Origin of the sequence: Geodermatophilus sp. TF02-6 (assembly GCF_003319115.1) — a bacterium.
GTDB lineage: Bacteria > Actinomycetota > Actinomycetes > Mycobacteriales > Geodermatophilaceae > Geodermatophilus.
Window position 1 is genome coordinate 100,963 of the sequence record NZ_QOHF01000002.1, and the last position, 26,356, is coordinate 127,318.

General features: G+C 77.2%; 27 protein-coding genes. 11 read left to right on the plus strand and 16 right to left on the minus strand.

The window, feature by feature from the left end; genetic code table 11:
- Nucleotides 1-52 precede the first annotated feature (52 nt).
- The gene (pdxY, locus tag DQ238_RS02510; RefSeq protein WP_113779732.1) at nt 53-904 is read left to right on the plus strand and encodes a pyridoxal kinase PdxY; all 852 of its coding nucleotides are present in this window, start codon (nt 53-55) and stop codon (nt 902-904) included.
- 106 nt (nt 905-1,010) lie between these two features.
- Here pdxY and DQ238_RS02515 read toward each other — a convergent pair whose 3' ends face one another.
- The 4 genes from DQ238_RS02515 to DQ238_RS02530 form a co-directional block, all read right to left on the minus strand.
- Nucleotides 1,011-1,958 carry an NADP-dependent oxidoreductase gene (locus DQ238_RS02515; protein ID WP_113779733.1) on the minus strand — a complete coding sequence of 316 codons (948 nt, stop codon included), beginning with the start codon at nt 1,956-1,958 and terminating at the stop codon, nt 1,011-1,013.
- A 138-nt stretch (nt 1,959-2,096) separates the two neighbouring features.
- Nucleotides 2,097-3,536, minus strand: coding sequence for an NADP-dependent succinic semialdehyde dehydrogenase (locus tag DQ238_RS02520; RefSeq protein ID WP_113779734.1), 1,440 nt, complete (start codon nt 3,534-3,536; stop codon nt 2,097-2,099).
- Between the two features lie 34 nt (nt 3,537-3,570).
- Nucleotides 3,571-4,659 (minus strand): glycosyltransferase family 4 protein, encoded by a 1,089-nt coding sequence (locus DQ238_RS02525; RefSeq protein WP_113779735.1) that lies wholly within the window; start codon nt 4,657-4,659, stop codon nt 3,571-3,573.
- Complete coding sequence (locus tag DQ238_RS02530) at nt 4,656-5,735, minus strand: glycosyltransferase family 9 protein (RefSeq protein WP_233495651.1); 1,080 nt, start codon at nt 5,733-5,735, stop codon at nt 4,656-4,658. The genes DQ238_RS02525 and DQ238_RS02530 overlap by 4 nt, the downstream gene beginning before the upstream one ends.
- 91 nt (nt 5,736-5,826) lie before the next feature.
- Here DQ238_RS02530 and DQ238_RS02535 point away from each other — a divergent pair, with 91 nt between their 5' ends.
- The 3 genes from DQ238_RS02535 to DQ238_RS02545 all read left to right on the plus strand — a co-directional run bounded on the left by DQ238_RS02535 (nt 5,827) and on the right by DQ238_RS02545 (nt 9,579).
- Nucleotides 5,827-7,086 carry a glycosyltransferase gene (locus DQ238_RS02535; RefSeq protein ID WP_113779737.1) on the plus strand — a complete coding sequence of 420 codons (1,260 nt, stop codon included), beginning with the start codon at nt 5,827-5,829 and terminating at the stop codon, nt 7,084-7,086.
- Complete coding sequence (locus DQ238_RS02540) at nt 7,083-8,924, plus strand: glycosyltransferase (protein ID WP_113779738.1); 1,842 nt, start codon at nt 7,083-7,085, stop codon at nt 8,922-8,924. Before DQ238_RS02535 ends, DQ238_RS02540 begins: the two co-directional genes overlap by 4 nt.
- Nucleotides 8,925-9,006: 82 nt before the next feature.
- On the plus strand, nt 9,007-9,579 hold the full coding sequence (locus DQ238_RS02545; protein WP_113779739.1) for a DoxX family protein: 573 nt from the start codon (nt 9,007-9,009) through the stop codon (nt 9,577-9,579).
- A gap of 79 nt (nt 9,580-9,658) precedes the next feature.
- Here DQ238_RS02545 and DQ238_RS02550 read toward each other — a convergent pair whose 3' ends face one another.
- The 4 genes from DQ238_RS02550 to DQ238_RS02565 form a co-directional block, all read right to left on the minus strand.
- On the minus strand, nt 9,659-10,012 hold the full coding sequence (locus tag DQ238_RS02550) for a hypothetical protein (protein ID WP_113779740.1): 354 nt from the start codon (nt 10,010-10,012) through the stop codon (nt 9,659-9,661).
- Nucleotides 10,013-10,112: 100 nt separating this feature from the next.
- A complete protein-coding gene (locus DQ238_RS02555; RefSeq protein WP_113779741.1) occupies nt 10,113-11,330 on the minus strand; it encodes a glycosyltransferase in 1,218 nt (405 codons plus the stop codon).
- Nucleotides 11,327-12,454 (minus strand): zinc-binding alcohol dehydrogenase, encoded by a 1,128-nt coding sequence (locus DQ238_RS02560; RefSeq protein WP_233495652.1) that lies wholly within the window; start codon nt 12,452-12,454, stop codon nt 11,327-11,329. Before DQ238_RS02560 ends, DQ238_RS02555 begins: the two co-directional genes overlap by 4 nt.
- Nucleotides 12,451-13,449, minus strand: coding sequence for a Gfo/Idh/MocA family protein (locus DQ238_RS02565; RefSeq protein ID WP_113779743.1), 999 nt, complete (start codon nt 13,447-13,449; stop codon nt 12,451-12,453). Before DQ238_RS02565 ends, DQ238_RS02560 begins: the two co-directional genes overlap by 4 nt.
- Nucleotides 13,450-13,734: 285 nt before the next feature.
- Between DQ238_RS02565 and DQ238_RS02570 the strand changes: the two genes are divergently transcribed.
- Together DQ238_RS02570 and DQ238_RS02575 are read left to right on the plus strand one after the other, a co-directional pair.
- Entirely contained in the window at nt 13,735-14,430 is a 696-nt protein-coding gene (locus DQ238_RS02570; RefSeq protein WP_113779744.1) for a DsbA family protein, read from the plus strand.
- Between the two features lie 314 nt (nt 14,431-14,744).
- The gene (locus DQ238_RS02575; RefSeq protein ID WP_113779745.1) at nt 14,745-14,930 is read left to right on the plus strand and encodes a hypothetical protein; all 186 of its coding nucleotides are present in this window, start codon (nt 14,745-14,747) and stop codon (nt 14,928-14,930) included.
- A 99-nt stretch (nt 14,931-15,029) separates the two neighbouring features.
- Here DQ238_RS02575 and DQ238_RS02580 read toward each other — a convergent pair whose 3' ends face one another.
- Both DQ238_RS02580 and DQ238_RS02585 read right to left on the minus strand, forming a co-directional pair.
- The gene (locus DQ238_RS02580; RefSeq protein WP_113779746.1) at nt 15,030-16,133 is read right to left on the minus strand and encodes an NAD(P)-dependent alcohol dehydrogenase; all 1,104 of its coding nucleotides are present in this window, start codon (nt 16,131-16,133) and stop codon (nt 15,030-15,032) included.
- A 19-nt stretch (nt 16,134-16,152) separates the two neighbouring features.
- Entirely contained in the window at nt 16,153-16,923 is a 771-nt protein-coding gene (locus DQ238_RS02585) for a putative hydro-lyase (RefSeq protein ID WP_113779898.1), read from the minus strand.
- Between the two features lie 96 nt (nt 16,924-17,019).
- Here DQ238_RS02585 and DQ238_RS02590 point away from each other — a divergent pair, with 96 nt between their 5' ends.
- From DQ238_RS02590 to DQ238_RS02610, 5 genes are read left to right on the plus strand one after another with little or no spacing between them, the layout of a single operon-like run.
- Nucleotides 17,020-17,955: a helix-turn-helix domain-containing protein gene (locus DQ238_RS02590; RefSeq protein WP_113779747.1), complete on the plus strand. Its 936-nt coding sequence runs from the start codon at nt 17,020-17,022 to the stop codon at nt 17,953-17,955.
- 43 nt (nt 17,956-17,998) lie between these two features.
- The gene (locus tag DQ238_RS02595; RefSeq protein ID WP_113779748.1) at nt 17,999-18,556 is read left to right on the plus strand and encodes a dihydrofolate reductase family protein; all 558 of its coding nucleotides are present in this window, start codon (nt 17,999-18,001) and stop codon (nt 18,554-18,556) included.
- A 4-nt stretch (nt 18,557-18,560) separates the two neighbouring features.
- Nucleotides 18,561-19,313 (plus strand): LamB/YcsF family protein, encoded by a 753-nt coding sequence (locus DQ238_RS02600; RefSeq protein ID WP_113779749.1) that lies wholly within the window; start codon nt 18,561-18,563, stop codon nt 19,311-19,313.
- Nucleotides 19,313-19,924, plus strand: a complete 612-nt coding sequence (locus DQ238_RS02605; RefSeq protein WP_113779750.1) for an allophanate hydrolase subunit 1 — start codon at nt 19,313-19,315, stop codon at nt 19,922-19,924. The genes DQ238_RS02600 and DQ238_RS02605 overlap by 1 nt, the downstream gene beginning before the upstream one ends.
- The gene (locus DQ238_RS02610) at nt 19,921-20,763 is read left to right on the plus strand and encodes a biotin-dependent carboxyltransferase family protein (RefSeq protein ID WP_113779751.1); all 843 of its coding nucleotides are present in this window, start codon (nt 19,921-19,923) and stop codon (nt 20,761-20,763) included. The genes DQ238_RS02605 and DQ238_RS02610 overlap by 4 nt, the downstream gene beginning before the upstream one ends.
- Before the next feature lie 5 nt (nt 20,764-20,768).
- Here DQ238_RS02610 and DQ238_RS02615 read toward each other — a convergent pair whose 3' ends face one another.
- The 6 genes from DQ238_RS02615 to pcaH all read right to left on the minus strand — a co-directional run bounded on the left by DQ238_RS02615 (nt 20,769) and on the right by pcaH (nt 26,252).
- Nucleotides 20,769-22,229, minus strand: coding sequence for a benzaldehyde dehydrogenase (locus DQ238_RS02615; RefSeq protein ID WP_113779752.1), 1,461 nt, complete (start codon nt 22,227-22,229; stop codon nt 20,769-20,771).
- 70 nt (nt 22,230-22,299) lie between these two features.
- Nucleotides 22,300-22,767: a 4-carboxymuconolactone decarboxylase gene (pcaC, locus tag DQ238_RS02620; RefSeq protein WP_233495653.1), complete on the minus strand. Its 468-nt coding sequence runs from the start codon at nt 22,765-22,767 to the stop codon at nt 22,300-22,302.
- Nucleotides 22,764-23,570, minus strand: coding sequence for a 3-oxoadipate enol-lactonase (gene pcaD, locus DQ238_RS02625; protein WP_113779753.1), 807 nt, complete (start codon nt 23,568-23,570; stop codon nt 22,764-22,766). The genes pcaC and pcaD overlap by 4 nt, the downstream gene beginning before the upstream one ends.
- Complete coding sequence (pcaB, locus tag DQ238_RS02630) at nt 23,567-24,892, minus strand: 3-carboxy-cis,cis-muconate cycloisomerase (RefSeq protein ID WP_113779754.1); 1,326 nt, start codon at nt 24,890-24,892, stop codon at nt 23,567-23,569. Before pcaB ends, pcaD begins: the two co-directional genes overlap by 4 nt.
- Complete coding sequence (gene pcaG / locus DQ238_RS02635) at nt 24,889-25,509, minus strand: protocatechuate 3,4-dioxygenase subunit alpha (protein ID WP_233495654.1); 621 nt, start codon at nt 25,507-25,509, stop codon at nt 24,889-24,891. The genes pcaB and pcaG overlap by 4 nt, the downstream gene beginning before the upstream one ends.
- Nucleotides 25,506-26,252: a protocatechuate 3,4-dioxygenase subunit beta gene (gene pcaH / locus DQ238_RS02640; RefSeq protein ID WP_113779755.1), complete on the minus strand. Its 747-nt coding sequence runs from the start codon at nt 26,250-26,252 to the stop codon at nt 25,506-25,508. Before pcaH ends, pcaG begins: the two co-directional genes overlap by 4 nt.
- Nucleotides 26,253-26,356: the final 104 nt, after the last annotated feature.

The following is a 26,356-nucleotide window of genomic DNA, read 5'->3' on the forward strand; positions in this document are numbered from 1 at the left end:
GGGCTCGACCTGGCCGTCGGCGGGGCGTGGGCGCTGTGCCACCGTTACGGCCATGGTCGCCGTCCTCTCCATCCAGTCGCACGTCGCCTACGGCCACGTGGGCAACTCCTCCGCCGTCTTCCCGCTGCAGCGCCTCGGCATCGAGGTGTGGCCGGTGCACACCGTGCAGTTCTCCAACCACACCGGCTACGGCGAGTGGCGCGGCCGGGTCTTCGACGGCCAGGCGATCGAGGAGGTCGTGCAGGGCATCGCCGAGCGCGGGGTGCTGGGCGGCTGCGACGCCGTGCTGTCCGGGTACCTGGGGTCGGCCGACATCGGGCACGCCGTCGTGGCGACCGTGCAGCGGGTGCGCGAGGCCAACCCGGCGGCGGTCTACTGCTGCGACCCGGTCATCGGCGACGTCGGCCGCGGCGTGTTCGTCCGGCCCGGCATCCCGGAGTTCATGCGCGAGGTCGCCGTCCCCGCCGCCGACCTGGTCACCCCCAACCACTTCGAGCTCGACCTCCTCGCGGGCACGACGACGAAGTCGCTGTCCGACGTCGAGCAGGCCGTCGCCGCCGTCCAGGAGCTCGGCCCGCGGGTGGTGCTCACCACCTCGCTGGTCACCGACGACACCCCCGAGGACGCCGTCGACCTGCTCGCCTCCGAGGGCGGCCGGCACTTCCGGGTGCGCACCCCGCGGCTGGACCTGTCGGTCAACGGCGCCGGCGACGCCATCGCCGCGCTGTTCCTCGCCTCCTGGCTGGACACGCGCGACGCCGGCACCGCCCTCGGCCGGGCCGCGGCCTCGGTGCACGGCCTGCTCAAGGCCACCGCGGACGCCGGGTCGCGGGAGATCCTGCTGGTGGCGGCGCAGGAGGAGGTCGTGGCGCCGAGCCGCACCTTCCCCGCCGAGGAGGTGTGAGCCTGGAGGGAGCCGGGGGCCGGGCCACGAGGGCCGCTCGCGCAGGGGCCTTGGTGGCCACTTCGGCCCCCGGGTCAGGGCGCCCCCGGGTCAGGGCGCCCCCGGGTCAGGGCAGCAGCACCAGCTTGCCGTGGGTGTGCCCGGCCATCCCGCGCCGGTGCGCCGCGGCGACCTCGTCCAGCGGGTAGGCGCCGGCGACGACGACCTCCAGCCGGCCGGCGCCGGCGAGCTCGGCCAGCTCGGTCCGGGCGGCGTCCCGCAGCTGCGTGCCCGGGTCCGCGCCCGGCCCGCCGCCGAGGCGCCGGATGCCCTCGGCCGCGCCGCGGGCGAACGCGACGACGGTGGCGATGCGCTGCCGGTCGGGCACCAGCTCGAGGGAGACGTCGACGGCCTCGTCGGTGCCGACGGCGTCCACGGCCGCGTCCACACCGTCCGGGGCGACCGCGCGGACCCGCTCGGCCAGCCCCTCGCCGTAGCGCACCGGCTCGGCGCCGAACCGGCGCACCAGGTCGGCGCTGTCGGGACCGACCGTGCCGACCACCCGGGCACCGCGCAGGGCGGCCAGCTGGACCGCCATCAGCCCGACCCCGCCCGACGCGCCGTGCACGAGCACGGTGTCGCCCGCGCCGACGCCGGTGGCCGTGAGCGCGTGCACCGCGGTCGCCCCGGCCAGCATCAGCCCGGCGGCCGGCTCCCAGCCCAGCGGCGCCGGCTTGGGCACCAGCGCCGACGCGGGGACGACGAGCTCGGCGGCGTACCCGCCGGATACCCGGAACCCGATCACCTCGTCGCCGACCGCCAGCGGGCCGGCCGGGCCGACGGCGTCCGGGCCGACCGCGGTCACCACCCCCGCCACCTCGTACCCCGGGCGCAGCGGCAGCCGGTCCGGATCGGCGCCGAAGGCGCCCGTGTAGCTCTTCCAGTCCGCCGGGTTGACCCCGGCGGCGCGGACGGCCACCCGGGCCCGGCCCGGGCCGGGGTCGCCCACCGGCGCCTCGACGACGGTGAGCACCTCGGGGCCGCCGTAGGCGGCCGCTTCGACGACGCGGGTCACGCCCGACCGCAACCGCGGGACGTGCCCCGCTGTTCCGACCCCGCGGTGGGCCCGGCGGCGGGCCCGGCGGCGGGCCCGGCGGCGGGCCCGGCGGTCGCGCCGCCGGGCCCGCCGCCGGGGGCCGACGCAGCGGCGGCGTCACTCCGAGGCGGCGCCGGCGGTGCTGCGCTCGTTCGCCTCGCTGCCCGGCGCCCCGATCCAGACGGTCTTGGCGTTCATGAACTCGTACATGCCCAGCTCGGTGAGCTCCCGGCCGTAGCCGCTCTGCTTCACCCCGCCGAAGGGCAGCTCCGGGTAGCTGGTGGTCATGCCGTTGACGAACGCCATGCCCGACGCGACGTCGCGGATGAACCGCAGCCGCTCGCCCTGGTCCTCGCTCCACAGGTTGGCGCCGAGGCCGTAGACGTGGTCGTTGGCCAGCCCGATCGCCTCGTCGAGGTCGGCGACGGTGTACAGCGCGGCGACCGGGCCGAACACCTCCTCGGAGTGCATCGCCATCTGCGGGGTCACCCCGGTCACCAGGGTCGGCTCGTAGAACCAGCCGGGGCGGTCGACCCGCCGCCCGCCGGTCACCACGGTGGCGCCCTTCTCGACGGCGTCGGCCACGTACCGCTCGACGTCGGCCAGGCCCGCCTCGTTGGCCAGCGGGCCCACCTGGGTGTCGTCGGCCATCGGGTCGCCGACGGTGAGAGCGGCCAGCTTGTCGGCGAAGCGCCGGGTGAACTCCTCGGCGACGTCGGCGTGCACGAAGAACCGCTTGGCCGCGATGCAGCTCTGCCCGTTGTTCTGGCACCGCGCGGTCACCGCGACGTCGGCGGCCCGCGCCAGGTCGGCCGAGGGCATGACGATGAACGGGTCGGACCCGCCGAGCTCGAGCACGGTCTTCTTCAGCGCGTCGCCGGCGACCCGCGCCACCGCCTGCCCGGCGGCGTTGCTGCCGGTCAGCGTCGCGGCGACCACCCGGTCGTCGCGCAGCACCCGCTCGACGGCGCCGGACCCGATGAGCAGGGTCTGGAAGACGTCGTCGGGGAAGCCGGCCTTGCCGAACAGCTCCTCCAGGTACAGCGCGGTCTGCGGCACGTTGCTGGCGTGCTTGAGCAGGCCGACGTTGCCGGCCATGAGCGCCGGCGCGGCGAAGCGCATGGCCTGCCAGAGCGGGAAGTTCCACGGCATGACGGCCAGGACGACGCCCAGCGGCTGGTGGACGACGTAGGCCTCGACCGCCCCCACCGCGGCCGCGTCGGCCGGCTGCGGCCGGAGCATCTCCTCGCCGTGCTCGGCGTAGTAGCGCAGCGCCTTGGCGCACTTGGCAGCCTCCGCCTGCGCCGAGGCCAGCGTCTTGCCCATCTCGGTGGTCATGAGCTCGGCGACGGCCTTGGCGTCCTCGTCGAGGACGTCGGCCGCGGCGCGCAGCCAGCCGGCCCGCTGCTGCGGGGTGGTCAGCCGGTAGCCGGCGAACGCCGCCGCCGCGCGGGCGATCCTCTCCTCGAGCTCCTCCTCCGACAGCGGCTCGAAGGTCGCGAGCGTCTCGCCGGTGGCCGGGTTGATCGTGGCGATGCTCCTGGACGTGGTGGCCATGGGTGGTCCTCTCTCGGGTGCGGGGTCCCGCGCGTCAGCCTGCCCCCTCCCGGGCCTTCCCCGCTCCCGTCGGCGGCACACCCGCCGCGCGGGCGAGGACGGCGAGGGTGCGGCGGGCCATGAGGTCGGCGTCGAACGCGGCCTCGGCGCGCCGGCGCGCGCGGCGGCCCAGCTCGGCGCGCGCGACCGGGTCGGCCAGCAGCCCGCCGAGCGCGTCGGTCAGCGCCTGCGGGTCGTCCGGCGGGACGACGACGGCGTGCGGGCCGACCGCGGCGGCGACGTCCCCGACGTCGGTGGCCACGCACGGCAGCCCCTCGGCCATGGCCTCGAGCAGCACCAGGGGCAGCGCCTCCCGGCGGGAGGACAGGCAGAACAGGTCCAGGCCGGCGAGGAAGCCGCGGACGTCGGTGACGAAGCCGGCGAAGGTGACCGGCAGCCCGGCCGCCGCGGCCCGCAGCCGCCCGGCGTCGCGGCCCTCCCCCCCGACCACGACCTCCAGGGCCGCTCCGCGGTCGGTGAGCCGCCGGACCGCCTCGACGAGCACGTCGAAGCCCTTCTGCTCGGTCAGCCGGCCCAGCCCGCCCACCCGGGGCACCACCCGCCCGGCCGGCCCGGCGGGGTCGGCGGGCAGGTCCACGCCGTTCGGGACGACGTGCACGCGGCCGGGCGGCAGCCCGAGGTCGGCCAGCAGCTGGGCGCGGGCGCCGGACGCCGGCGTGAGCACCGCGGCCATCGCGCCGTAGAGCCCGGCCAGCCGGCGGCGCCGCTCCCCCGCGCCGGTGTCGCCGGCCAGGTGCAGTACGCCGACGGTGGGGGCCACCGCCAGCGCCGCGGCCACGGCCGCGGCGTTGGAGCCGGGGTCGACCAGGTTGACCAGGACGACGTCGGGACGCTGGGCCGCCAGCGCGGCGCGCACCGCGGGCGCGTCGGCGGTGTGCCGGGCCAGCGGGACGGCGGCCAGCCGGTCGGCCGGCACGACCGGCGCGAAGCGGTGCGCGAGCGGCTCGGCGCAGACCAGGGACGCCGTCGCGCCGAGCCCGCCCGCCCGGCGCAGCAGGGAGGTCAGGTAGACCTCGGCGCCGCCCCAGTTCTCCGAGTCGCAGACGAGGGAGACCCGCTTCACGCGGCGTCCTCGCCGGCCAGCTCGCGGACGGCGGCGAGCACGTCCTGCGGCCGCACCGAGTCCGCGCAGCGGAAGTCGATCGGGCAGACCAGGTGCGGGCAGGGCGCGCAGGCGACGTCGGCCACCACCGCCCGGTGCCGCCGGCCGGGGTGGGCCCAGCGCACCGGGTCGCCGGGGAGGAACACGGTGACGCTGCGGGCGCCGACGGCGGCGGCCAGGTGCGCCGAGCCGGTGTCGTTGCCGATCAGCACGGCGGCGTCGCGCAGCAGCGCGGCCAGCCCGCCGAGCCCGGTCGCGCCGGTGAGGTCGACCGCGGAGGCCCGCATCGCGGCGACCACCGCCGCGGCGGCGTCCCGCTCGGCCGGTACGCCGGTCACCACGACGGCCAGCCCGTCGGCGGCCAGCGCGTCGCCCACCGCGGCGTAGCGCGCGACCGGCCAGCGCCGGGTCGGGGCCGACGCGCCGGGGTGCAGGACGGCGTAGCCGCCGGGCACCAGCCCGTGCCGGGCCAGCGTGGCGGCCTGCTCGGCCTCGTCCGCCGCGGTGATCGGGAAGGTCATCGCCGGCGGCCCGCCGGGGGGCAGCCCCAGGTGCTCAAAGAGGCGGGTGTGCCGCTCGGCCTCGTGCAGGTGCACCGGGTAGCGCAGGTGCAGGTGCCCGGTGCCGGCCGGCGGCTGCCAGCCGGTGGGCGCGAAGCCGCCGACCAGCCGCGCGCCCAGCGCGGCGGTGACCCGGTTGGCCGCGGGCCGGTCGCCGTACACCTGCAGCGCCAGGTCGAAGCGCCGCCGCGCGGCCGCGGCCACGAACGACGCCCAAGCGGCCGGATCCGGCTCGCGGCCGGCCGGCCGGTCGGGGACGTCGTCGGCGCCGGGGAAGGGCAGCAGCTCGTCGACCTCGCCGAGGCGCGCCACCACCGGCGCCACCTCCGGCCAGGTGACCAGGGTGACGTGCAGGTCGGGCCGCGCGGCCCGGAGCCGGCGCAGCGCCGGCAGCGAGCAGAGCAGGTCCCCCAGGCCGAGTCGCAGCCGGACCAGGGCCACCCGGCGCACGGCCGGGTCGGTCAGGGGGGCGCTCACCTGCGGCCTCTTCCCCACCGAGGCGTGGGTGTAACGACTCTGCTCTACTGCGGGTCGATCAGCGAGGCGGGTCGATCAGCGAGGAGGTCCGGTGACCCACTTCCCCGCTCCGCCCGGGAGCACGCACGTGCTGCGCCTGTGCAGCGTCTTCGAACCGCCGTCGGCTGCCCGGCCGGCGGGCGCGGGTGCCCTGGACGGGGAGCTGGAGCACCGCGCCGCCCGTTTCGACCCGATCGGCGGCATGCAGAACCACACCGCCAGCCTCACCCGCTGCCTGGACGCGCAGGGGCACACCCAGACGGTGGTGACCTCCCGGCTGGCCGGGCCGCGCGGCACCACCCGGCTGGGCCGGGCGGCGCGGGTGCACCGCACCGGCCTGCCCGTCTCCCGGCTGCGCCAGCTGTGGGCGCTCGGCGCGCTGCGGACGGCGCTGCACCGCACCGTGCGGCCGGTCGACGTCGTGCACGCCCACCAGGGCGAGGACCTCGCCACCCTGCCGCTGGCCCGGCTGGCCGCCCGCCGGCACCGCTGCCCGCTGGTGGTCACCGTGCACTGCAGCGTCGGGCACACGCTGCGCGGCCGGTCCCCGCGGGCGCGGCTGCTGCGCGCGCTCGGGAGCCGGATCGAGCGGGCCGCGCTGCGCCGGGCCGACGCGGTCGTCGTCCTGACCGGGCGGACGGCGGCGGCGCTGCGCGACGACGGCGTCCCGGCCGAGCGCATCGCCACCATCCCCTCGGGCTTCGACCCGTCGCTGTTCTCGGGGTCCCACGACGACGTCTTCCCCGGCGCGGGCCGCCCGCGGATCGGCTACGTCGGCCGGCTGGCCCCGCAGAAGCGGGCCGACCTGCTGGTGGAGGCCTTCGGCCGGATGCGCCGGCCGGCCGACCTGGTGGTGGTCGGCGACGGCCCCGACCGCGACCGGGTGCGGCAGCTGGCGGCGGGCAGCCCGCACGCCGACCGGATCACGCTCGCCGGGTTCGTCGAGCACACCGCCGTCCCGGCCGTGCTGGCCTCGCTCGACGTGCTGGTGCTGCCCTCGGCCTACGAGGAGATGGGCTCGGTGCTGACCGAGGCGATGGCCTCCGGGCTGCCGGTGGTCGCCAGCGACGTCGGCGGCATCCCGGAGGTGGTGTGCGACGGCGGGACCGGGCTGCTCGTGCCGCCCGGGGACGTCGGCGCGCTGGCCGCCGCGCTCGACCGGCTGGCCGCCGACGCCGTCCTGCGGGCCCGGCTGTCGGCCGGGGCCCGGGCCCGGGCCACCGACTACGCCTGGCCGCAGCTGGCCGCGCGGGTCGCCGCGGTCTACGCCCACGTGCGGGAGGGGGACGCCGCCCGCGCGGCGGTGGCGTGAGCGGCAACGGCACGAGCGGCGACCGCGCGAGCGGGGTGGGCGTCGTCGTCCCGGTGCACGACCAGGCCGCGTTCCTGCCCCGCGCGCTGGAGAGCCTGCTCGCGCAGCAGGTCGGCGACTGGACGGCGGCGGTGCTCGACGACGGCTCCCCCGACCCGGACGCCGTGACCGCCGTCGTGGCCGCGCTCGGCGACCCGCGGGTCCGGCTGCTGGGCTGGCCGGACAACCGCGGGCTGGGCGCGACCCTCAACACCGGGCTCGACGCACTGGGCGCCCCCCTGGTGGCCTACCTGCCGGCCGACGACGTCTGGTCCCCCGACCACCTGGCCGCGCTGCTCGCCTGCCTGGCCGACCCGGACGTCGTGCTGGCCGCCAGCGGGCTGGCCGAGCCCTCGGGCACCGGCTACGAGCAGCTGGTCCAGGTGGCGCACCGGGCCACCGGCGACCGGTGGACCGAGCGGGCCGAGCTCGAGTCCGACGACCTGGCCCGGCTGATGTGGGACCGGGTGCGCGCCCGCGGGCGGACGGCGCACACCGGCCGGGTCACCTGCTCCTGGACCCGCCACCCCGGCCAGCGCTCGGCGGCCATCCGGGAGTCCCTGGACGGGGGGCTCAACGTCTTCCGCAGCCGCTACCGGGTGCGCGAGCCGCTGCGCTTCGCCTCCACCGACGGCGGCTCGGTCGACGAGGTGGCCCGCTACGCCCGGTTCCGGTCGCGGGAGTACCCGCGAGCGGCGGACGGGCTCTGCGTGCTCGTGGTCGGCGAGCTGGCGTTCAACCCCGAGCGGGTGCTGGCGCTGGCCGAGCAGGGGCACCGACTCACCGGGCTGTGGACTCCCGACGGGCTGGGCGACGCGACCGTGGGGCCGCTGCCGTTCGGGCACGTGCCCGACCTCGTCGACGGCGCCGACCGCGACCGCTGGCGCGACCCGGTGCGCGCGCTGGCCCCCGACGTGGTGTGGGCGCAGCTGAACTGGCGGGCGGTGCCGCTGGCGCACGCGGTGCGCTCGGCGTTCCCCGAGCTGCCGTTCGTGTGGACCTACAAGGAGGCTCCGCAGCGCAGCATCGTGCGCGGCGAGTGGCCGCTGCTGGCCGACCTGGTGTGCGGCGCCGACGCGGTGCTGCTGGCCACCGAGGAGGAGCGCGACTGGTTCGCCCTGGCGCTGCGCGGCCGGGTCGACCCCGACCGGCTCGGCGTCCTGGACGGCGACCTGCCCAAGCGCGACTGGCTGGACGGACCGCTGTCGCCGAAGCTGTCCGACGCGGACGGGCAGCCGCACACCGTCGTCGCCGGCCGCCCGGCCGGGCTGGACCTGGACTGGGTGCTCGACCTGGCCCGCCGCGGCGTGCACACCCACCTGTACGGGCAGGTGCGGGCGCCGGGGCCGAAGGGGTCGTGGACCGGGTGGCTGGCCGAGGCGCTGGCCGCGGCGCCGCGGTTCGTGCACGTGCACCCGGCGGTCGGGCCCGAGGACTGGGTGCGCGAGCTGTCCCGCTACGACGCCGGCTGGCTGCACCGCTTCGACAGCGCCAACGGCGGCGACCTGCGGCGGGCCAGCTGGGACGACCTCAACTCCCCCGCCCGGCTGCCGATCTACCTGGCCGCCGGGCTGCCGGTGCTGCAGCAGGCCAACCCCGGGTCGGTCGTCTCGGTGGAGCGGGTGCTGCGCCGGGACGGGACGGGCCTGTTCTACCGGGACGCCGACGACGTGGCCGGCGTCCTCGCCGGGGAGCTGGCCGCGCGGCGCGGTGGGACGGCGGCGCTCGCGGTGCGGGAGCAGCACACCTTCGACGCGCACGCCGACCGGCTGGTCGAGCTGTTCGGCTCGCTGGCGTAGGCGCCGGGACGCTGGTGTGATTGCCCGAGCCCCGGCCCCGGAACCGGGGTCCAGGCACGGGGTGAGCGACGGGAGGGGACAGATGAGCGTGGGACGGCTCGGGGCACGCCTGTTGATCGGCGGCCTGTTCATCGGACACGGCACCCAGAAGCTGTTCGGCTGGTTCGGCGGCCCCGGCCGGGCCGGCACCGAGGGGATGATGGAGTCGCTCGACATGCGCCCGGCCAAGCTCAACGCGCTGGCCGCCGGCGTCACCGAGACGGCCGGGGGCAGCCTGCTCGCCGCCGGGCTGGCCACCCCGCTGGCCTCGGCGGCCCTGACCGGCGTGATGACCACCGCCATCACGAAAGTCCACCGGCCCAACGGGCCGTGGGCGGCCAACGGCGGGTGGGAGTACAACGCCGTCCTCATCGGCGCGGTCACCGCGCTGGCCGAGACCGGCCCCGGCGACCTCTCCCTCGACCGTGCGCTCGGCATCGAGCGGCGGGGCCCGGCCTGGGCGCTGGCCGCTCTGGCGACCGGCGTCGCCACCGCCGCGCTGACGATGGCCGCCGGGAGCCGCGGGAAGCCGGCGCCCTCCTCGGGCGCCGGGGGCGGCGCAGCCGAGGCCGCGCACGGCGGCACCGCCGGCGACCCCACCACGGCCGGGGCCTGACCCCTCGTCGGGGCCCCGCCGTCGGGCGGAGGAGGCAGCCGGCGACCCGGCCGGGCGGGACGGTCAGGACGCCGGACGGTCAGGAGGCTGAGGCGTCGGTCGGGGTCTCGGGGGCCTGGGCGTGCAGTGCCGGGTCCGGCTGCTGCCGGTGGCGGGGCAGGTGCGGCAGACGTGGGTGCGGGTGCGGGAGGTGCGGGTGCGGGAGGTGCGGCAGGTGCACGTGCGGGCGCGGCAGCCGCCGGACGGTGCGTGGCCCCCGGTGGGCCACCCCCGTGCGGCGCCGGACCGACGGGGACGCCGGTTCGGGTGGTGGATCGGGGATCCGCGTGGCGCAGCGGTCCCGCTCCCACCGTGCGGTGCTGTTCCTCGCCAGTCCGATGACCAGCGTCGTGAGCAGCACGAACCCGACGGCGCTGCCGATCGCCCACCCCATGACGGCCCCTCCTCCGGAGCCGCCGCGCGAGCCGGCCCCCGGCGTCCGCGGCGATGCCTGGGAGGATCCCGCCGCCGCGCGGTCGGGACAAGCCCGGCCGTCACGGGACACCCCCGACACGCCGGTAGACCTCCAGGAGGGCGGCGACGTGGCCCGCCGGGTCGTGCCGCGCCCGGACCCGCGCCCACCCCGCGCGCCCCATCCGGGTCGCCGCACCGGGGTCGCGCACCAGCCGGGTGAGCGCGCCGGCCAGCGTGTCCGCGTCGCCCGGCGGGACGAGCAGCCCGGTGCGGCCGTCGTCGACCAGCTCGGGGATGCCGCCCACCGCCGAGGCCACGACCGGGACCCCGTGCGCCGCGGCCTCCAGCACCGCCATCGGGCAGTTCTCCCACCACAGCGCCGGCAGGACGGCGACCGCCGCCGCGCGCAGCTCCGACACCACCCGCGCGGGCGGCAGCGGGCCCAGGACGTCGACCGGCAGCCCCTCGGCCGCCACCCGCGCCCGCACCGCGGCCTCCAGCCGCCCCGAGCCGGCCAGCCGCACCCGCACCCCGGCCGGCAGCCGCGCCGCGGCGTCCAGCAGGGTGTGCACCCCCTTCTCCGCCACCAGCCGGGAGGCGTAGAGGACCGACGGCGGCTCGGCGGCCGCCGCCCGAGGAGCAGCCCCCGCGACCACCGGGTTGGGCAGCACGTCGATCCGGTCGGCCGGCAGCCCGCCGTCCACCACCCGGTCGCGCAGGAACGCGCTCGGCGCGACGAACCGGTCCACGCGGGACCAGACGCCCCGGGCGCGGGAGGCGTAGGCGTCGGCGGCCGCCGCGACCGACCGCCACCGCGAGCCCTCCAGGCAGCGGTGCCGCACGACGTTCGCGTACCGCCCGGACAGACACCGGGTGCACGGCGCGCCGTCGGTGAACAGGCGGAAGTTCGGGCAGACCGGCTTGTAGTCGTGCAGCGTCATCACGGTCGGCACGCCGCCGCGGCGCAGCGCGTCGAGCACCGAGACGGTGAGCCGCTCGAAGACGTGGTGCACGTGGGCGACGTCCGGGCGCACCCGGTCGACCACCCCGGCCAGCGCCCGGTAGGCCCGCGGCGACCACGTCCCCGCCCACGCCTCCCCGAAGCGGGTCCGCGCGCCCGCGCCGGCCGCGGCCGGCAGCCGGTCGCGCACCGGCGTGGGCAGCGTCCGCTCCTCGGCGACGGCGAAGGGCACCACCTCGTGCCCGGCGGCGCGCAGCAGGTCGGCGGTGAGCACCAGCACCGTCTCGGCACCGCCGGGCGCTTGCGTCCAGTGGTTGCCGACGAGCAGGACCTTCACGACCCGGAGAACCGCAGCACCGCCTGCAGCGGCGGGGCGGCCAGCCGGCGGCCGGCCAGGTCGGCCAGCAACCGCGGCCCCTCCTCGAACGGCAGGACGTCGCTGACCAGGTGGGTGCGCACGTCGTCCCCCCGCGCGCGCAGCAGGTCGAGGGTGACCTCGGCGAGCCGAGCGCGCGGCCAGGCGCCGGCCATCCCGCGCGGCACCCGGCTGATCTGCGCGCAGACCACCGCCAGGCCGTTGTGGTGGAACTCCTCGCCGAGGCGCACCGCCTCGGCCCCGGCCTGGTAGAAGCCCAGGTCGACGACGGTGCCCTGGGGCCGCAGCGCCTTGAGCGCGGTGGCCAGCGCGGCGTCGTGCCCCCGGCACTGCAGGACGACGTCGGCGCCGGCGTCCCCCGGCCCGTGCCGCCACCGCTCCTTGACCGCCCGCCAGGCGGGCCGGTCGGGGCCGGCGGTGTCCTCCAGCGTGGCCAGCCCCAGCGCCTCGGCGACCGCCCGCCGCTCGGCCGAGGGCTCGGCGACCACCACGTCGGCGGCGCCGTGCCGCACGGCGAGCACCGCCGTCAGCAGGCCGATCACGCCGGCGCCGGTGACCAGCACGCACCGGTCGCGCACCCCGGCGTCCACGCCCGCACCCGGCCCGGCGAGGGAGGCCGCGGCGTGCAGCAGCCCGTTGACGCAGATCGGGCCCATCTGGGCGAGGTAGACGCCGAGCAGCGGGTCGAGGTCGTCGGGCACGCCGATCACCGGCCGGGTGGCGGGGTCGACGCAGGCCCCGGTGCGGTGGCCGACGGCGAGGGCGAGCAGCATCCCCTCGGGGAGGTCGGGGGTGCGGCTCTCGGTGACCCGGCCGACCTCCATGTAGCCCAGCCCGCGCACCGGGTAGCCCGCCGTCGGCCCGTCGCCGTCGAACGAGCGCAGGTCGGGGTCCCAGTGCAGCTGGTGGTGCGGGTCGGTGCCGCGGACGATCGCCACCTCGGTGCCGGCGCTGATGCCGCTCCACTCGGTGCGCACCCACGCCTGCCCGGGCCCGGGCTCGGGCTCGACGTCGTCGACGACCGCCGGCCGCCCCGGCGCGACCACCCCGATGGTGCGCACCGGCCGCCCGGTCACAGCGCTCACCGGTCCGCTCCCGCGCCGGCGGAGCCGGCCGGTGACGCAGCCTCGGACAGCCGCACCGTTCCGCCGTCGGCGGCCGCGGTGGCCACGGCGACGGCCAGCCGGTGGGTGCCCAGCGCCTCGCGGTAGGAGGTGCGGACGTCGTGGGCCTCGCCGCGGACCGCCGCCACGAACGCGCGGTCCTCGACCTCGAACGGGTCGGCCCCCCGGTCGATCGTCCGCTCGCCGTCGGCGTCGGTGACCACCAGCTGGTGCTCGGTCAGCCACAGGCCCAGGCCGGGCGCGACCAGCTCGACACCGATCCGCAGGCCGCGCGGCAGCAGGCAGCTGTTGCTGAACGAGCCGACCGCGCCGGAGGTGAACCGCAGCGCGGCGGTGCACACGTCGAGGATGTCGCCGGGCCCGTCGGGCGAGCGGGAGCCGGTGGCCCAGCCGCCCTCGACCTCGCCGACCAGCACCCGGGCGACGTCGAACAGGTGGGTGACCTGCTCGACCGTCTGCCCGCCGGAGCCGGCCTGCCGCGCCCACCAGTCCACCCGGGGTGCCCGGTCCAGCCACGCGCCGAGCACCATCCGGGCCGGGCGGTCGGCCAGCAGCTCCCGGGCGCGCTCGAGCGTGTCGAGGTAGCGCCAGTGGTAGCCGACGGCGGTGAGCAGGCCGGCGGCGTCGATCCGGTCGGCCAGCCGCTCGGCGGGAGCCAGGTCGGTGCCCAGGGGCTTCTCCACGAACAGCGGCAGGCCGCGGTCGACGGCGGCCTCCTCCACCGGCCCGTGGGCGTGCGGCGGCACGCAGACGTAGAGGGCGTCGAGCTGCTCGGCGTCCAGCAGCTGCTCCCAGCGGGCGTACGGAGTGGCGCCGCAGCGGGCGGCGAGCACCTCGGCGCGGTCGGTCCGCGGGTCGGCGACCCCGGCCACGATCACCCCGTCGATGGCGGTCAGCGCGTCCACGTGCCGGCCCGCGATGAACCCGGCTCCCACCAGGCCGATCGTCGTCGTCACCCGCGCGTCCTGCCCCGCTCCGGCCGGCGGCAATCCTGCGGGCTCCTCCGGCGGGCCGCAGACCACCGGCCCGGTGGAGGAGCCCGCAGACGAACGCGCGGGTGCCCTCCGCCGACGTCGACCCGGTGGAGCTGCCCGAGGAGGTCGGTGACGACGCGGCGGTCGTGCTCTGCGTCATCCACCCCACCGCCTGGTCCGGCGCCCGGCCGGCCGAGGTCGGGTCGGCCGACACGGTGCTCGTCCTCGAGGGCATACACCCGGCCGGTCCGCGGGTAAGGGCTCCCCATGGCAGTCGACGTCGCTCCCGGGACCGTGGCCGTGTACACCGACGTGGTCTGCGCGTGGTCCACCGTCGCGTTCCAGCGCTTCTACGCGGCACGGTCCCGGCTGGGCCTCGACGACCGGGTGCGCGTCGACCACCGGCTGTACCTGCTGGAGGACATCAACCGGTTCGCCCTCCCGATGCGCATGCTCCAGGCCGAGATCCCGGTGGTCGGCCCCCTCGAGCCCGACCTCGGCATGACCCCCTGGCAGGGACAGCCGTCGGACTGGCCGGTGACGGCGCTCCTGGCCGACGAGGCGGTGCACGCGGCCAAGGCCCAGTCGGCCGCGGCCGCCGAACAGCTGGACATGGCCCTGCGGGTGGCGTTCTTCCGCGACAGCCGGTGCATCAGCATGCTGCACGAGGTGGTCGACGTGGCCCGCGGCTGCGACTCCGTCGACGCCGACGCGCTGGCCACCGCGCTCGACGACGGGCGCGCCCGCGGCGCCATGATGGCCGACTACCGGGCGCACGTGGACGAGGTCCAAGGCAGTCCGCACTTCTTCCTGGCCGACGGGTCCGACGTGCACAACCCCGGCATCTCGCTGCACTGGGCCGACGCCGGGTACCCGCTGGTCGACGCCGATGACCCGGACGTCTACGAGGACCTCGTGCGGCGCGCGGCGGACGCCGCCGCCCGGGCCGGAGCCGGTACCTGACGCCGCGCCCCGAGGCGGGCCGGGAGTCGACGTGGGCCGGGAGTCGGCGTCGATGCCCTCCGCGCGGAGGGACACGTCCCCCGTGGACCTGCAGCGCCTCCCGGGGACGGAGAGGGCTCGCGGTGCACGTCTGCCTGGTCGGGGACCACCCGACCACCCAACCTGAGGTCCCGGGACCGCGCACGGCCCTCGACCGCGTCGTCCGCTCCCGACGGGCGTACGTCGCGCGTTCCGGGGTAGGAGCGGAGGACCGTTGCGCTGGGAGCAGCGCCAGAACCGGTGGGCCGGACGGCCCCGACGGGAGGGTGGCGCCCGTGTGGGTGTGGATCGTCGTGTCCGTGGTCGTCGTCGCGCTGGTCCTCGCGGTGTGGATCGGCAACGCCTACCGCCTGGCCAAGAAGAACAAGAGCCTGGTCCGGCGCAGCACCGGGCTGTCGGGCCCGTCGGGCGGTGAGACCAGAGGGGATCCCCGGACCGGCGAGGTGGAGCAGGGACTCTGAGCCCGTCGCGCCGTCGGTGAGGTGGGCGTCGACCCGCCGGCGGGTGTTCCCGCAGGCGGGACCCGTGCTGGACGGCAACGGTGCGAGCCGCCGCGCGGGTCAATGCGGCATGCGCAGGACCGGCTTGACCACGGCGCCGCTGTAGGAGGCCTCGACGGCGTCCTGCACGTGCTCGAGGGGGAAGTACTCGACCAGCCGGTCGAAGGGGAACCGGCCCTGGGCGAAGAGGTCCATGAGGGAGGAGATGAGCACCTGGCCGCGGCCGCTGCCGCCGAGGGTGCCCACGATCCGTTTGCCCCACAGGGTGCTCATGTGGTCGGCGCTGAACTCCGCGCCGGCGGGGGCGCCGCCGATGAGCACCGCCGTCCCCAGCATGCCGACCGAGTCGATGGCCTGGCGGAGGACGGAGACGACCCCGGTGCAGTCCAGCGCCGCGTCGGCGGGCCCGCCGCAGATGTCGGTGACCGCCTGCACCGGGTCGGTGTCGGTGGCGTCGACGGTGTCGGTGGCGCCCAGGTCGGTGGCCACCCGCAGCCGGCCGGCGTGCCGGTCGACGGCGATGATCCGGGTGGCCGCGGAGTTGCGGGCGGCCATGACCGCGGCCAGGCCGACCGTGCCGGCGCCGTAGACCACGATCGAGCTGCCCGGCTCGGGGCGCAGGGTGTTGAACACCGCGCCGGCGCCGGTGGCCAGGCCGCAGGCCAGCGGCCCCATGAGCTCCACCGGCAGGCCCTCGGGGACGGGCACCAGCGAGGAGGCGGTCGCCATCGCGTAGGTGGCGAAGGAGGACTGGCCGAAGAAGTGGCTGGCCAGCGGGGCGCCGTCGGTCGTGCGCAGCGCCGAGGGGCCGCCCGGCCGGTGCCCGGCGCCGATCAGCTCGCCCAGCCGCAGGCAGTAGCGGGGCTGGCCGGCCAGGCAGTTGTCGCAGGAGCCGCACCAGGGCCAGCCGAGGACGACGTCCTGGCCCTCGCGGACGCCGGTCACGCCCTCCCCCACGGCGACGACGGTGCCGGCGCCCTCGTGCCCGAGCACGCCGGGCAACGGGAAGGGCAGGTCGCCGTCGCGGGCGATGCCGTCGGTGTGGCAGAAGCCGGTCGCGGCCACCCGGACCAGGACGTCGCCGGGCCCGGGGTCGTCGATCTCGACGTCCCGGACGACGAACGGTCCGTGACGCTCCTCGACGACGGCGGCGGTGATCTGCACGGTGGTCTCCTCGGGGGGCTCAGGGGCGGCGGTAGGCGCTGTCGGGGACGTCGGTGACGAGCATGTGGCCCGGCGCGTGGGTGATGGCGAACGGCGGCCGGGAGGCGGCGAGCGCCGCCTGCGGGGTCACGCCGCAGGCCCAGAACACCGGGACGTCGCCGTCGGCGGGCTCGACCGGGTCCCCGAAGTCGGGCCGGTCGAGGTCGGCGATGCCGAGGGACGCCGGCGCGCCCACGTGCACCGGCGCGCCGTGCACCTGCGGCATCCGGCCGGTGACCTGCACGGCGGTGGTCACCAGCTCGCCGGGGACCGGCCGCATCGACACCACCAGCGGCCCGGACAGCCGGCCGGCCGGGCGGCAGGGCCGGTTGGTGCGGTACATCGCCACGTTGCGTCCCTGCTCGACGTTGCGGACCGGCACGCCGCCCGCCAGCAGCGCCGCCTCGAAGGTGAAGCTGCAGCCGACGAGGAAGGCGACCAGGTCGTCGGCCCACAGGTCGGTGACCTCGGTCGGCTCGTCCACCAGGTCCCCGTCGCGCCACACCCGGTAGCGCGGCAGGTCGGTGCGCAGGTCGGCGTCGGGCGCCAGCGCCGTGCGGTGGGACCCGGTGTCGGTGACGTCGAGCAGCGGCACCGGCTGGGGGTTGCGCTGGGCGAACAGCAGCACGTCGAACGCCCAGTCCTGCGGGACGACGACCAGGTTGGCCTGGGCGTACCCGGGCGCCGCGCCGGACGTCGGCACCGCCAGCCCGGCCCGGTACCGGGCGCGGTGCTCGGCCGGGGACGCCATGCGGTCCATGCTGACCCGACACCCCGCCCACGGCGAGCGGACAGCAGGGCAAGAACGGTCGGGCGCCGCGGCGCCGTCCCCGGCCAGGATCGCTCCGTGGCCGACGACCCCCTGCCCGGACGGGACCGCCTCCGCGAGTTGATCGACGCCGTCCTCGACGAGGACAACCGCACGCTCACCGACATGGCCGGCGACGCCCACGCCAGCCCCTGGCACTTCACCCGGCAGGTCGGCCGGGGCGCCGGGGAGCCGCCGGTGGCGCTGCGCCGCCGGGTGCTGCTGGAGCGGGCGGCGTGGCAGCTGTCCTCGGGGGCGAGCGTCACGGAGGTCGCCTTCGCCGCCGGGTACGAGTCGGTCGAGGGGTTCGCCCGGGCGTTCGCCCGCGCCTACGGCCGCTCTCCCGGGACGGCGGACGACCGCTGCCGGCGCACCCGCGACGAGCACTGGCTGCCGGCGCCCAACGGCATCCACTTCCACCCGCCGACCTCGCTGTGGGTCGCCGCGGAGGCCGGCCGCGGCGGCACCGACGAGGTCACCGCGCTGCTGGTCCACCACGACGTCGAGGACACCCGCGCGCTGCTCGAGACCGCCGGGCAGCTGCCGGACGGCGAGTACCGCCGCACCCGGGTGCCCGGGTGGTCGGTGCTGCCGTGGGACGGCCCGGAGGAGTCGGTGGCCGCCGTCCTCGACACGCTGGTGTGGACCAAGGAGGTGTGGGTGGCCTCGATCGAGGGCGCCGCTTCCCCTGCTCGTGGCGCCGACGACCCGGTCGCCCTGCTGGACCGGCACGACGCGGTGGCGCCGCGCTGGCTGGCCGCCGTGCGGGACGTCGACCGCCGCGGCGCCTGGGGCGACCGGCTGGTCGACGCGCTGTGCGAGCCGCCGCAGACGTTCGTCCTCGGCAGCGTCGTGGCGCACGTCCTCACGTTCTCCGCGCACCGGCGACTGCTGGCGCGCCACCTGCTCCGGGACGCCGGCCTGGCCGTCGACACCGGGGACCCGATCGACTGGCTGACCCGCAGAGACCGATGACAGAGGGACCGATGACAGGGGGACCGATGACAGGGAGGAACCCGTGACCCGCACCGTCTACTACACCGCGACCAGCCTCGACGGCTTCATCGCCACCGAGGACCACTCGCTGGACTGGCTGCTCTCCCGCCGGTCGGACCCCGCCGGCCCGATGGGCTACGAGGCGTTCGAGAAGCGGGTCGGCGCGCTGGCGATGGGCGCCACCACCTACCTGTGGGTGCAGGAGCACGGCGAGCGGGACGCATGGCCCTACACCGCGCCCACGTGGGTGTTCACCCACCGGGAGCTGACCGGGTACCCCGGCGCGGACATCCGGTTCACCGCGGCCGACACCCCCCACGCCGTCGCCGGGGTGCACGCGCAGCTGGTCGCGGCCGCCGGGGACCGCGACGTGTGGGTCGTCGGCGGCGGCGACCTCGCCGGCCAGTTCGCCGACGGCGGCCTGCTCGACGAGGTCGTCGTCTCCATCGCGCCGGTCACCCTCGGCGGCGGAGCACCGCTGCTGCCCCGCCGGGTCGAGCTGGCGCGCACGGAGGAGGCGGTCAACGGCGAGTTCGTGTGCGTGCGCTACGACGTCGTCCGCCCGGGCGGCCCATCATGACCGGGTGGACCTCAACGCCGACCTCGGCGAGGGCTTCGGCCAGTGGCAGCTGGGGGACGACGACGCGCTGCTCGGCGTGATCACCAGCGCCAACGTCGCCTGCGGCTTCCACGCCGGCGACCCCTCGATCATGCGCCGGGTGTGCGCCGGGGCCACCGCGGCCGGGGTGGTGATCGGCGCCCAGGTCTCCTACCGCGACCTGGCCGGCTTCGGCCGCCGGTTCGTCGACGTGGCGCCCGACGAGCTGACCGCCGACGTCCTCTACCAGCTCGGCGCGCTGGAGGCCTTCGCCCGGGTCGCCGGCTCCCGGGTGCGCTACGTCAAGCCGCACGGCGCGCTCTACAACGCGATCGGAGCGCACGAGCAGCAGGCGGCCGCGGTGGTGCGCGCCGTCGTCGAGTACGACCGCACCCTGCCGGTGCTGGGCCTGCCCGGGTCGGCGTGGCTGCGGCGGGCGGCCGACGCCGGCCTGACCGTCGTCGCCGAGGCGTTCGCCGACCGGGCCTACACCCCCGAGGGCACGCTGGTCCCCCGCCGCTGCCCCGGCGCGGTGCTGCACGACCCCGACCGGATCGCCCGCCGCTGCGTCGCCATGGCCACCGGGGAGCCGATCCGCGACGTCGACGGCGGCTCGCTGCGACTGGCGCCGGAGTCGGTGTGCGTGCACGGCGACACCCCCGGCGCGGTGGCGATCGCCCGGCGGGTGCGGGCGGCGCTCACCCGGGCCGGGGTCGCCCTCGCCCCGTTCGCCGCCTGATGCGGGTCCTGCCCAGCGGGTCGGCCGCGCTGCTGGTCGAGCTCGACGGCCTCGAGGAGGTCCTCGGCCTGTACGCGGCGCTGACCGAGGAGCCGGTGGACGGCGTGGTGGACGTCGTCCCGGCGGCGCGGACCGTGCTGCTGGTGCTCGACCCGGCGCTGACCTCGCCCGCCGCGGTCGAGCAGGCGGTGCGGCGGGCCCGGCCGCGGCCCGGTCGCGGCGGTCCCGGCGAGCGGGTCGAGCTGCCGGTGGTCTACGACGGCGCGGACCTCGCCGACGTCGCGGCCGCCCTCGGGGTGGAGCCGGCCGAGGTGGTGCGGCGGCACACCGCGACCGCGTGGACGGTGGCCTTCTGCGGCTTCGCGCCCGGCTTCGGCTACCTGACCCCCGACGGCGAGCCGTGGGACGTCCCCCGCCGCCGGACGCCGCGGACCCGGGTGCCGGCCGGGGCGGTCGGCCTGGCCGGGCCGTTCAGCGGCGTCTACCCGCGGGAGTCGCCGGGCGGCTGGCAGCTGGTCGGCCGCACCGACGTCGCCGTGTTCGACCTCTCCCGCGACCCGGCGGCGCTGCTGCGACCCGGTGTGCGGGTGCGGTTCGTGGACGCGTCGTGAGCCGCACGCTCACCGTGCTGGCGGCCGGGCCGCTCACCACGGTCCAGGACGCCGGCCGCCCCGGGCTGGGGGCACTCGGCGTCGGCCGCTCGGGCGCCTGCGACCGGGCCGCCGCCCGGCTGGCCAACCGGCTCGTCGGCAACGACCCGGACGCGGCGGTGCTCGAGGCCACCCTGGGCGGGCTGGTGCTGCGGGCCGACGCCGACCTGGTCGTGGCCACCACGGGGGCGCGCGGACCGGGGTCGCCGGCGCACCACGCCCCGGTGCGGCTGGCCGCGGGCGCGCGGCTGGCGCTGGGCGTGCCGGACACGGGCTTGCGCACCTACGTCGCCGTCCGCGGGGGCATCGCCGTCGCACCGGTGCTCGGCTCGCGTTCGACCGACCTGCTCTCCGGACTCGGCCCGCCGGTGCTGCGTCCCGGGGACGTGCTGCCGGTCGGCGCGGCCGCCGGGCCGATGCCGGGGGTCGACCTCGTCCCGGTCGCCGACCCGCCCGGCGGCGAGGTCACCGTGCGGGTGCTGCCCGGACCGCGCGCCGACTGGTTCACCCCGGACGCCGCGGCCGCGCTGACCGGTACCCCGTGGACGGTCACCGCCGAGAGCAACCGGATCGGGCTGCGGCTGGCCGGCGTCGGCCTGCAGCGGGTCCGGGCCGGGGAGCTGGCCAGCGAGGGGATGGTGCGCGGCGCGCTGCAGGTGCCGCCGTCCGGACAGCCGGTGCTCGTCCTCGCCGACACCCCGGTCACCGGCGGCTACCCGGTCATCGGCTACGTCGCCGACGACGACGTCGACCGCTGCGGCCAGCTGCGCCCGGGCCAGACCCTGCGCTTGCGCCGCTGACACCGTCAGAAGGGGTAGACGGGCAGGTCGCCGCGCAGCGTCACCCACTGGGTCTCGGTGAACGCCTCGACGTTGGCCTGCGGGCCGCCGTGCCGGGAGCCGGTGCCCGACGCCCCCACCCCGCCGAAGGGGGCCACCGCCTCGTCGTTGACCGTCTGGTCGTTGATGTGCACCAGCCCCGAGGGGATCCGCTCGGCCAGCTGCAGGCCGGCGTAGACGTCGCGGGTGAGGATGCCCAGCGACAGGCCGTACTCGGTGCCCGTGGCCAGCTGCACGACCTCGTCGAGGGAGGAGAACGGGGTGACCGGGGCGACCGGGCCGAAGACCTCCTCGCGGTAGGCCGGGGCCTCGACCGGCACGTCGGCGAGCACGGTGGGCCGGTAGAACAGGCCCTCGTAGGTGCCGCCGGTGCGCACCGTCGCCCCGCCCTCGACGCTGGCGGTGACCAGGCCGTGCACCCGGTCGCGCTGGGTCGCGTCGATCAGCGGGCCGAGCGCGACCTGCTCGCGGAACGGGTCGCCCACCGGCAGCTCGCCCACCTTCTCGGTGAGGACGGCGGTGTACTCCTCGGCGATCGACTCGTGCACCAGGTGCCGCGAGGTCGCCATGCAGATCTGCCCGGAGTGGGAGAACGTGCCGAACGCGCCGACCGAGGCCGCGGCGGTCACGTCCACGTCGGGCAGCACGATCAGCGCGGAGTTGCCGCCCAGCTCCAGGTGCGCCCGCTTGAGGTGCTGGCCGGCCAGGGCGCCGACCGCGCGCCCGGCCCTGGTCGACCCGGTGAACGCGATCACCCGCACCGGCGGCGCGGTCACCAGCGCCTCGCCGACGTCGACCCCGCCGGGCAGCACCTGCAGCACGCCGGCCGGCAGCCCGGCCTCGGCGAAGACGCGGGCGAAGACCGCTCCGCCGGAGATCGCGGTGCGTGGGTCGGGCTTGAGGACCACCGCGTTGCCCAGCGCCAACGCCGGGGCGACCGCGCGGATGGCCAGGATGGTCGGCACGTTGAACGGCGCGATCACGCCCACCACGCCGGCCGGCACCCGCCGGGCGAACGACAGCCGCGGCGCGGACGTGCGCAGCAGCTCCCCGTACGGCAGGGACGGCAGCGCGGCGGCCTCGTAGCACTCGGCCGCGCTGGTGTGCACCTGGAAGTCGCCGAACGGGCCGATCGCGCCGGACTCCCTGGCCAGCCAGCCCCTGATCTCCTCGGCGTTGGCCTCGAGCACCTCGCCGGCGCGGCGCAGCACCCGGGCGCGCTCCTCGAACGGCAGCGCGGCCCACGCCCGCTGGGCCTCCACCGCCCGCTCGGCGGCGGCGGACACGTCCTCCGGCGTCGCGCGGCCCACGGGGGCGATGACGTCGCCGGTCGCCGGCTCCACCGCGTCGTAGGTGCCGCCCGACCCGTCGGTCCAGGCCCCGGTCCAGACCTTGCCCTGCCACGCGCCGTCGTCCAGCAGTGCCATCTCTCTCCTCGGTGGTGGTGGAGTGCAGGAGTACGGGAAACCTGCACCGTGGGACTCCGCTGCGCGTCGGTCAGGCCTGTGAGCCACCTGTGCGCAGCTCGTCGAGGATCGGCCCGGCCACCTTGAAGGCGTGGTTGGCCGCGGGCACGCCGGCGTACACGGCGGCGTGCTGGAGCACCTCGGCGATCTCCTCGTCGGTCAGGCCGTTGTTCTTCGCCGCGCGCACGTGGAGGGCGAACTCGTCCCAGTGCCGCAGCGCGATGGTGATCGACAGGGTCATCAGGCTGCGGTCGCGGCGGGACAGGCCGGGTCGCTGCCAGACGTCGCCCCAGGCGACCCGGGTGATGAAGTCCTGGAAGTCCGCGGTGAACGGGGTCGTGTTCGCCACCGCGCGGTCGACCCAGGCGTCGCCGAGCACCTCCCGGCGGGTGCGCATGCCGGCCTCGCGGCGCGCCTGGTCGTCGGTGGCCTGGTCGTCGGTGGCCTGGTCGTCGGTGGCCTGGTCGTCGGTGGCCTGGTCGTCGGCCGGCCCGGTCACGCGTGGTCACCTGCCGCTGTGTCGATGCGGCCGGGTCCTGCCTCGTCGAGGTGGGCGAGCAGCGCGCCGGTGACCTCCAGCGGCGACTCGAGGTTGGCCAGGTGGGCGCCGGGGCTGACCGACACCAGCTCGGCGCCGGCGATCCCCTCGGCGATCGCCTCCTGGTGGTCCGGGGGCAGCGCGGGGTCCTCGGCCCCGGAGACGACCAGCGTCGGCGCGGCGATGCGGCCGAGGTCGTCCCGCAGGTCCAGGTGCGCGACCACCTCGGCGCAGGAGGCGTAGCCCTCGTCGTCCGCGTCGGCGACCATCGCCTCCAGCCGGGCCACCAGGTCGGGGTGCTCGGCCGCGTACCGCGGCGTCAGCCAGCGGCTCACCACGGCCGGCGCGATGGAGGCGGTGCCGTCGGACCGGGCGGCGGCCGCCCGGTCGAGGAACCCCTGCGGCTCGGTCTTCGCCGAGGTGCACAGGACGGCGAGCCGGTCGACCCGGTCGGGCTCGCGCGCGGCCAGCCGCATCGCGGTCATCCCGCCCAGGGACAGCCCGACGACGTGCGCGCGCCGCACGCCGAGCCGGTCCAGCAGCGCGACGACGTCGTCGGCCAGGTCGTCGAGGGTGTAGGGCCCCTCGGGCGCCGGCGAGTCCCCGTGGCCGCGGGTGTCGTAGGTGACCACGCGGTAGCGCTCGGCCAGGGCCGGCACCTGGGGGTCCCACATGCGGCGGGTGGCCCCGAGGGAGTTGGAGAGGACGACGACCGGCGCGTCGCCCGGCCCGTCCTCGGTGTACGAGACCTCGACGGCGGTCATGTGTCCCCTCCGGTCAGTCGGGCGTGCTCGGCGAGGGCGGCGTCGACCTGGGCGCCGGCCTCGCCGGTGTCGGGCTGCGCGGCGGCCAGCACGGCCCGCGGGTCGACGTCGGTGCGCGCGGCGACCAGCTCGGCGAGCGGGCGGCCGGCGTCGCGGGCCGCGCGGACGGCGGCGGCCGCGGCGTCGTGGGCGGCTGCCCGGCCCGTCCCGGGGGTCAGCGCGTCGGCGAGCGCGCCGGCCAGCGGACCCTCGTCGGCCGCGGCGGCGGTCGCGGCCATGCGGTCGACGTCGGGCCGCAGCCCGGAGAGGCTCTCGGCCAGCCAGGACGCCGCCGACCCGACGGTGGCGAGCAGCTCGGTGAGCGTGGGCCACTCGCTGTGCCAGGCCCCGGCGGCCCGCTCGTGCTCCTGCTCCATCGCGGCGAGCAGGGTGGCGACCAGGCCGGGTGCGCGCCGGGCGCAGGCGCGGGCGCAGATCGCCGCGACCGGGTTGCGCTTGTGCGGCATCGCCGAGCTCCCGCCCCGGCCCTCGGTGACCTCGGCGACCTCGGCCACCTCGGACTGGGCCAGCAGCACGACGTCGACCGCGACGGTGGCGACCGCCCCGGCGGCGGCGCCCAGGGCCCCGGCCAGGTCGGCGACCGGCAGCCGCACGGTGTGCCACGGGACGGCGGTGGTGGCCAGGCCCAGCTCCTCGGCCAGCGCGGCCCGCACCGCGACCCCGCGGCCGGACGACGCGGCCAGGGTGCCCACCGCGCCGCCGTACTGCACCGGCAGGGAGGCGACCACCTCGGCCAGCCGCAGCCGGGCGCCGTCCAGGCCGGCCAGCCAGGTCGCGGCCTTGAGCCCGAAGGTGGTGGGCAGCGCCTGCTGCATCAGGGTGCGGCCCATGACGACGTCGTCCCGGTGCGCGCGGGCCAGGTCCGCCGCCGTCTCGGCGGCCGTGGCCAGGTCGGCGTCGACCGCCCCGACCGCACCCCGGGCCAGCAGCACCAGGGCGGTGTCGAGCACGTCCTGGCTGGTGGCGCCGACGTGCACGGCTCCGGCGTCGCGCTCCCCCACCGCGTCCTGCAGCACCCGTACGAGCGGCGGCACCGGGTTGCCCGCGTCGGCGGCCCGGGCCGCCACGGTGGCGAGGCCGAGCCGCCCGGGGTCGGCGCAGGCGGCGGTGACCGCGTCGGCGGCGGTCCGCGGCACCAGCCCGGTCCGTGCGGCTGCCCGGGCGAGGGCGACCTCCACGTCGAGCAGCGCCCGGAACCAGGCGTCGTCGGAGACGGCGGCCGCCGCCCCGCCGCGGGCGAAGATCCCGTCGAACAGGGTCACAGGCTGAAGAAGACCGTCTCCGGGTCCCCCTGCAGGTTGAGATCGAAGCGGTAGCCGTCCTCGGTCCGCCGGGCGAGCAGCGTCCTGCGCCGCTCCTCGGGCACCGAGTTCAGGACGACGTCCTCGGCGTTGGCCTCGGCCTCGTCCTCGAAGTAGATCCGCGTGACCAGCCGGTTGAGCAGGCCGCGGGCGAACACCGAGACGTCGATGTGCGGCGCCTGCAGGCCGCCCTCGCCGTCGGGCACTCGGCCGGGCTTGAGGGTGTAGAAGGAGAACTCGCCGCCGTTGACCGTCTGCGAGCGGCCGAAGCCGGTGAGGTCCGGGTACTCCTGCGCCCCGCGCGGGTCGTCGGGGTGGTCGAAGCGCCCGTTCGGGTCGGCCTGCCAGGTCTCCACCAGGGCGTCGGCGACCGGCTCGTCGAGGCCGTCGAAGACGATGCCGCGGATCCAGAAGCCCCCGGGCGTCCCGACCGGCACGACGCCGTGACCGTTGTCCCAGGTCAGTCCGATGGCCAGGTAGGGGCCGGCGGTCGCGCTCGGGGTCAGGACCAGGTCGGGGTTCTGCACGCTCACCGCCGCGCTCGCGGTCTGGCTCGCGGTCTGGCTCGCCGTCGTCACGCCACGTCTCCGTCGTCGTCGGTCTCGAAGGGGGTCTGGTCCCTGCCGCGGAGCACGAAGTCGAACTCGAAGGCCAGGGCCCAGTGGTCGACCGTGCGGTCGTAGTCGAACCGGCTGATCGCCGCCGTGCGGGCGCCCTCCGGGATCGCGTTGAAGATGGGGTCCTGGAAGAACAGCGGGTCGTCCGGGAAGTACATCTGGGTGATCAGCCGCTGGGTGAAGGCGCGGCCGAACAGCGAGAAGTGGATGTGGGCCGGCCGCCACGCGTTGTGGTGGTTGCGCCACGGGTAGGCGCCCGGCTTGATGGTCAGGAACTCGTAACGGCCCTGGTCGCCGGTCATCACCCGGCCCAGGCCGTCGAAGTGCGGGTCCAGCGGGGCCGGCCAGTTGTCGACCACGTGCCGGTAGCGGCCGTGCGCGTTGGCCTGCCACATCTCCACCAGCGTGTGCGGTACCGGCCGGCCGTCGCTGTCGAGCACCCGGCCGTGGACGATGATCCGCTGCCCCATGGCCTCGCCGCCGTTGCGCTTGGTGAGGTCGGCGTCGAGCGCGGTGACCCGGTCCTCGCCCAGCAGGGGACCGGTGACCTCGGTGAGCCGCTGCGGCAGGTCGACCGGGGTGCGCAGCGGCGCCCGCAGCCCGGTGCTCTTGTAGTCGGGGTAGCCGACGGGGGTGCGCAGGGAGGGGTCCTCGCGGCGGTAGCGCGGCAGGTGCAGCCGGCTCCCGGATGTGGTCCCGGTCATGTCCCGACCGTACGGCCGACCCCCGGACCTCCCAAGCACCGACTTCCGCTGGACGGGAGGCCATGTCGAGCACCCGCGGTCGAGCACCCGCGGTCTAGCATCCG

What these genes read in the sequence shown, in the direction of transcription:
- pdxY (WP_113779732.1), top strand. Translation starts at nt 53, where the DNA reads ATGGTCGCCGTCCTCTCCATCCAGTCGCACGTCGCCTACGGCCACGTG.
- DQ238_RS02520 (WP_113779734.1), bottom strand. Translation starts at nt 3,536, where the DNA reads ATGGCCACCACGTCCAGGAGCATCGCCACGATCAACCCGGCCACCGGC.
- DQ238_RS02545 (WP_113779739.1), top strand. Translation starts at nt 9,007, where the DNA reads ATGAGCGTGGGACGGCTCGGGGCACGCCTGTTGATCGGCGGCCTGTTC.
- DQ238_RS02550 (WP_113779740.1), bottom strand. Translation starts at nt 10,012, where the DNA reads ATGGGGTGGGCGATCGGCAGCGCCGTCGGGTTCGTGCTGCTCACGACG.
- DQ238_RS02570 (WP_113779744.1), top strand. Translation starts at nt 13,735, where the DNA reads ATGGCAGTCGACGTCGCTCCCGGGACCGTGGCCGTGTACACCGACGTG.
- DQ238_RS02585 (WP_113779898.1), bottom strand. Translation starts at nt 16,923, where the DNA reads ATGGCGTCCCCGGCCGAGCACCGCGCCCGGTACCGGGCCGGGCTGGCG.
- DQ238_RS02605 (WP_113779750.1), top strand. Translation starts at nt 19,313, where the DNA reads ATGCGGGTCCTGCCCAGCGGGTCGGCCGCGCTGCTGGTCGAGCTCGAC.
- DQ238_RS02615 (WP_113779752.1), bottom strand. Translation starts at nt 22,229, where the DNA reads ATGGCACTGCTGGACGACGGCGCGTGGCAGGGCAAGGTCTGGACCGGG.
- pcaD (WP_113779753.1), bottom strand. Translation starts at nt 23,570, where the DNA reads ATGACCGCCGTCGAGGTCTCGTACACCGAGGACGGGCCGGGCGACGCG.
- pcaH (WP_113779755.1), bottom strand. Translation starts at nt 26,252, where the DNA reads ATGACCGGGACCACATCCGGGAGCCGGCTGCACCTGCCGCGCTACCGC.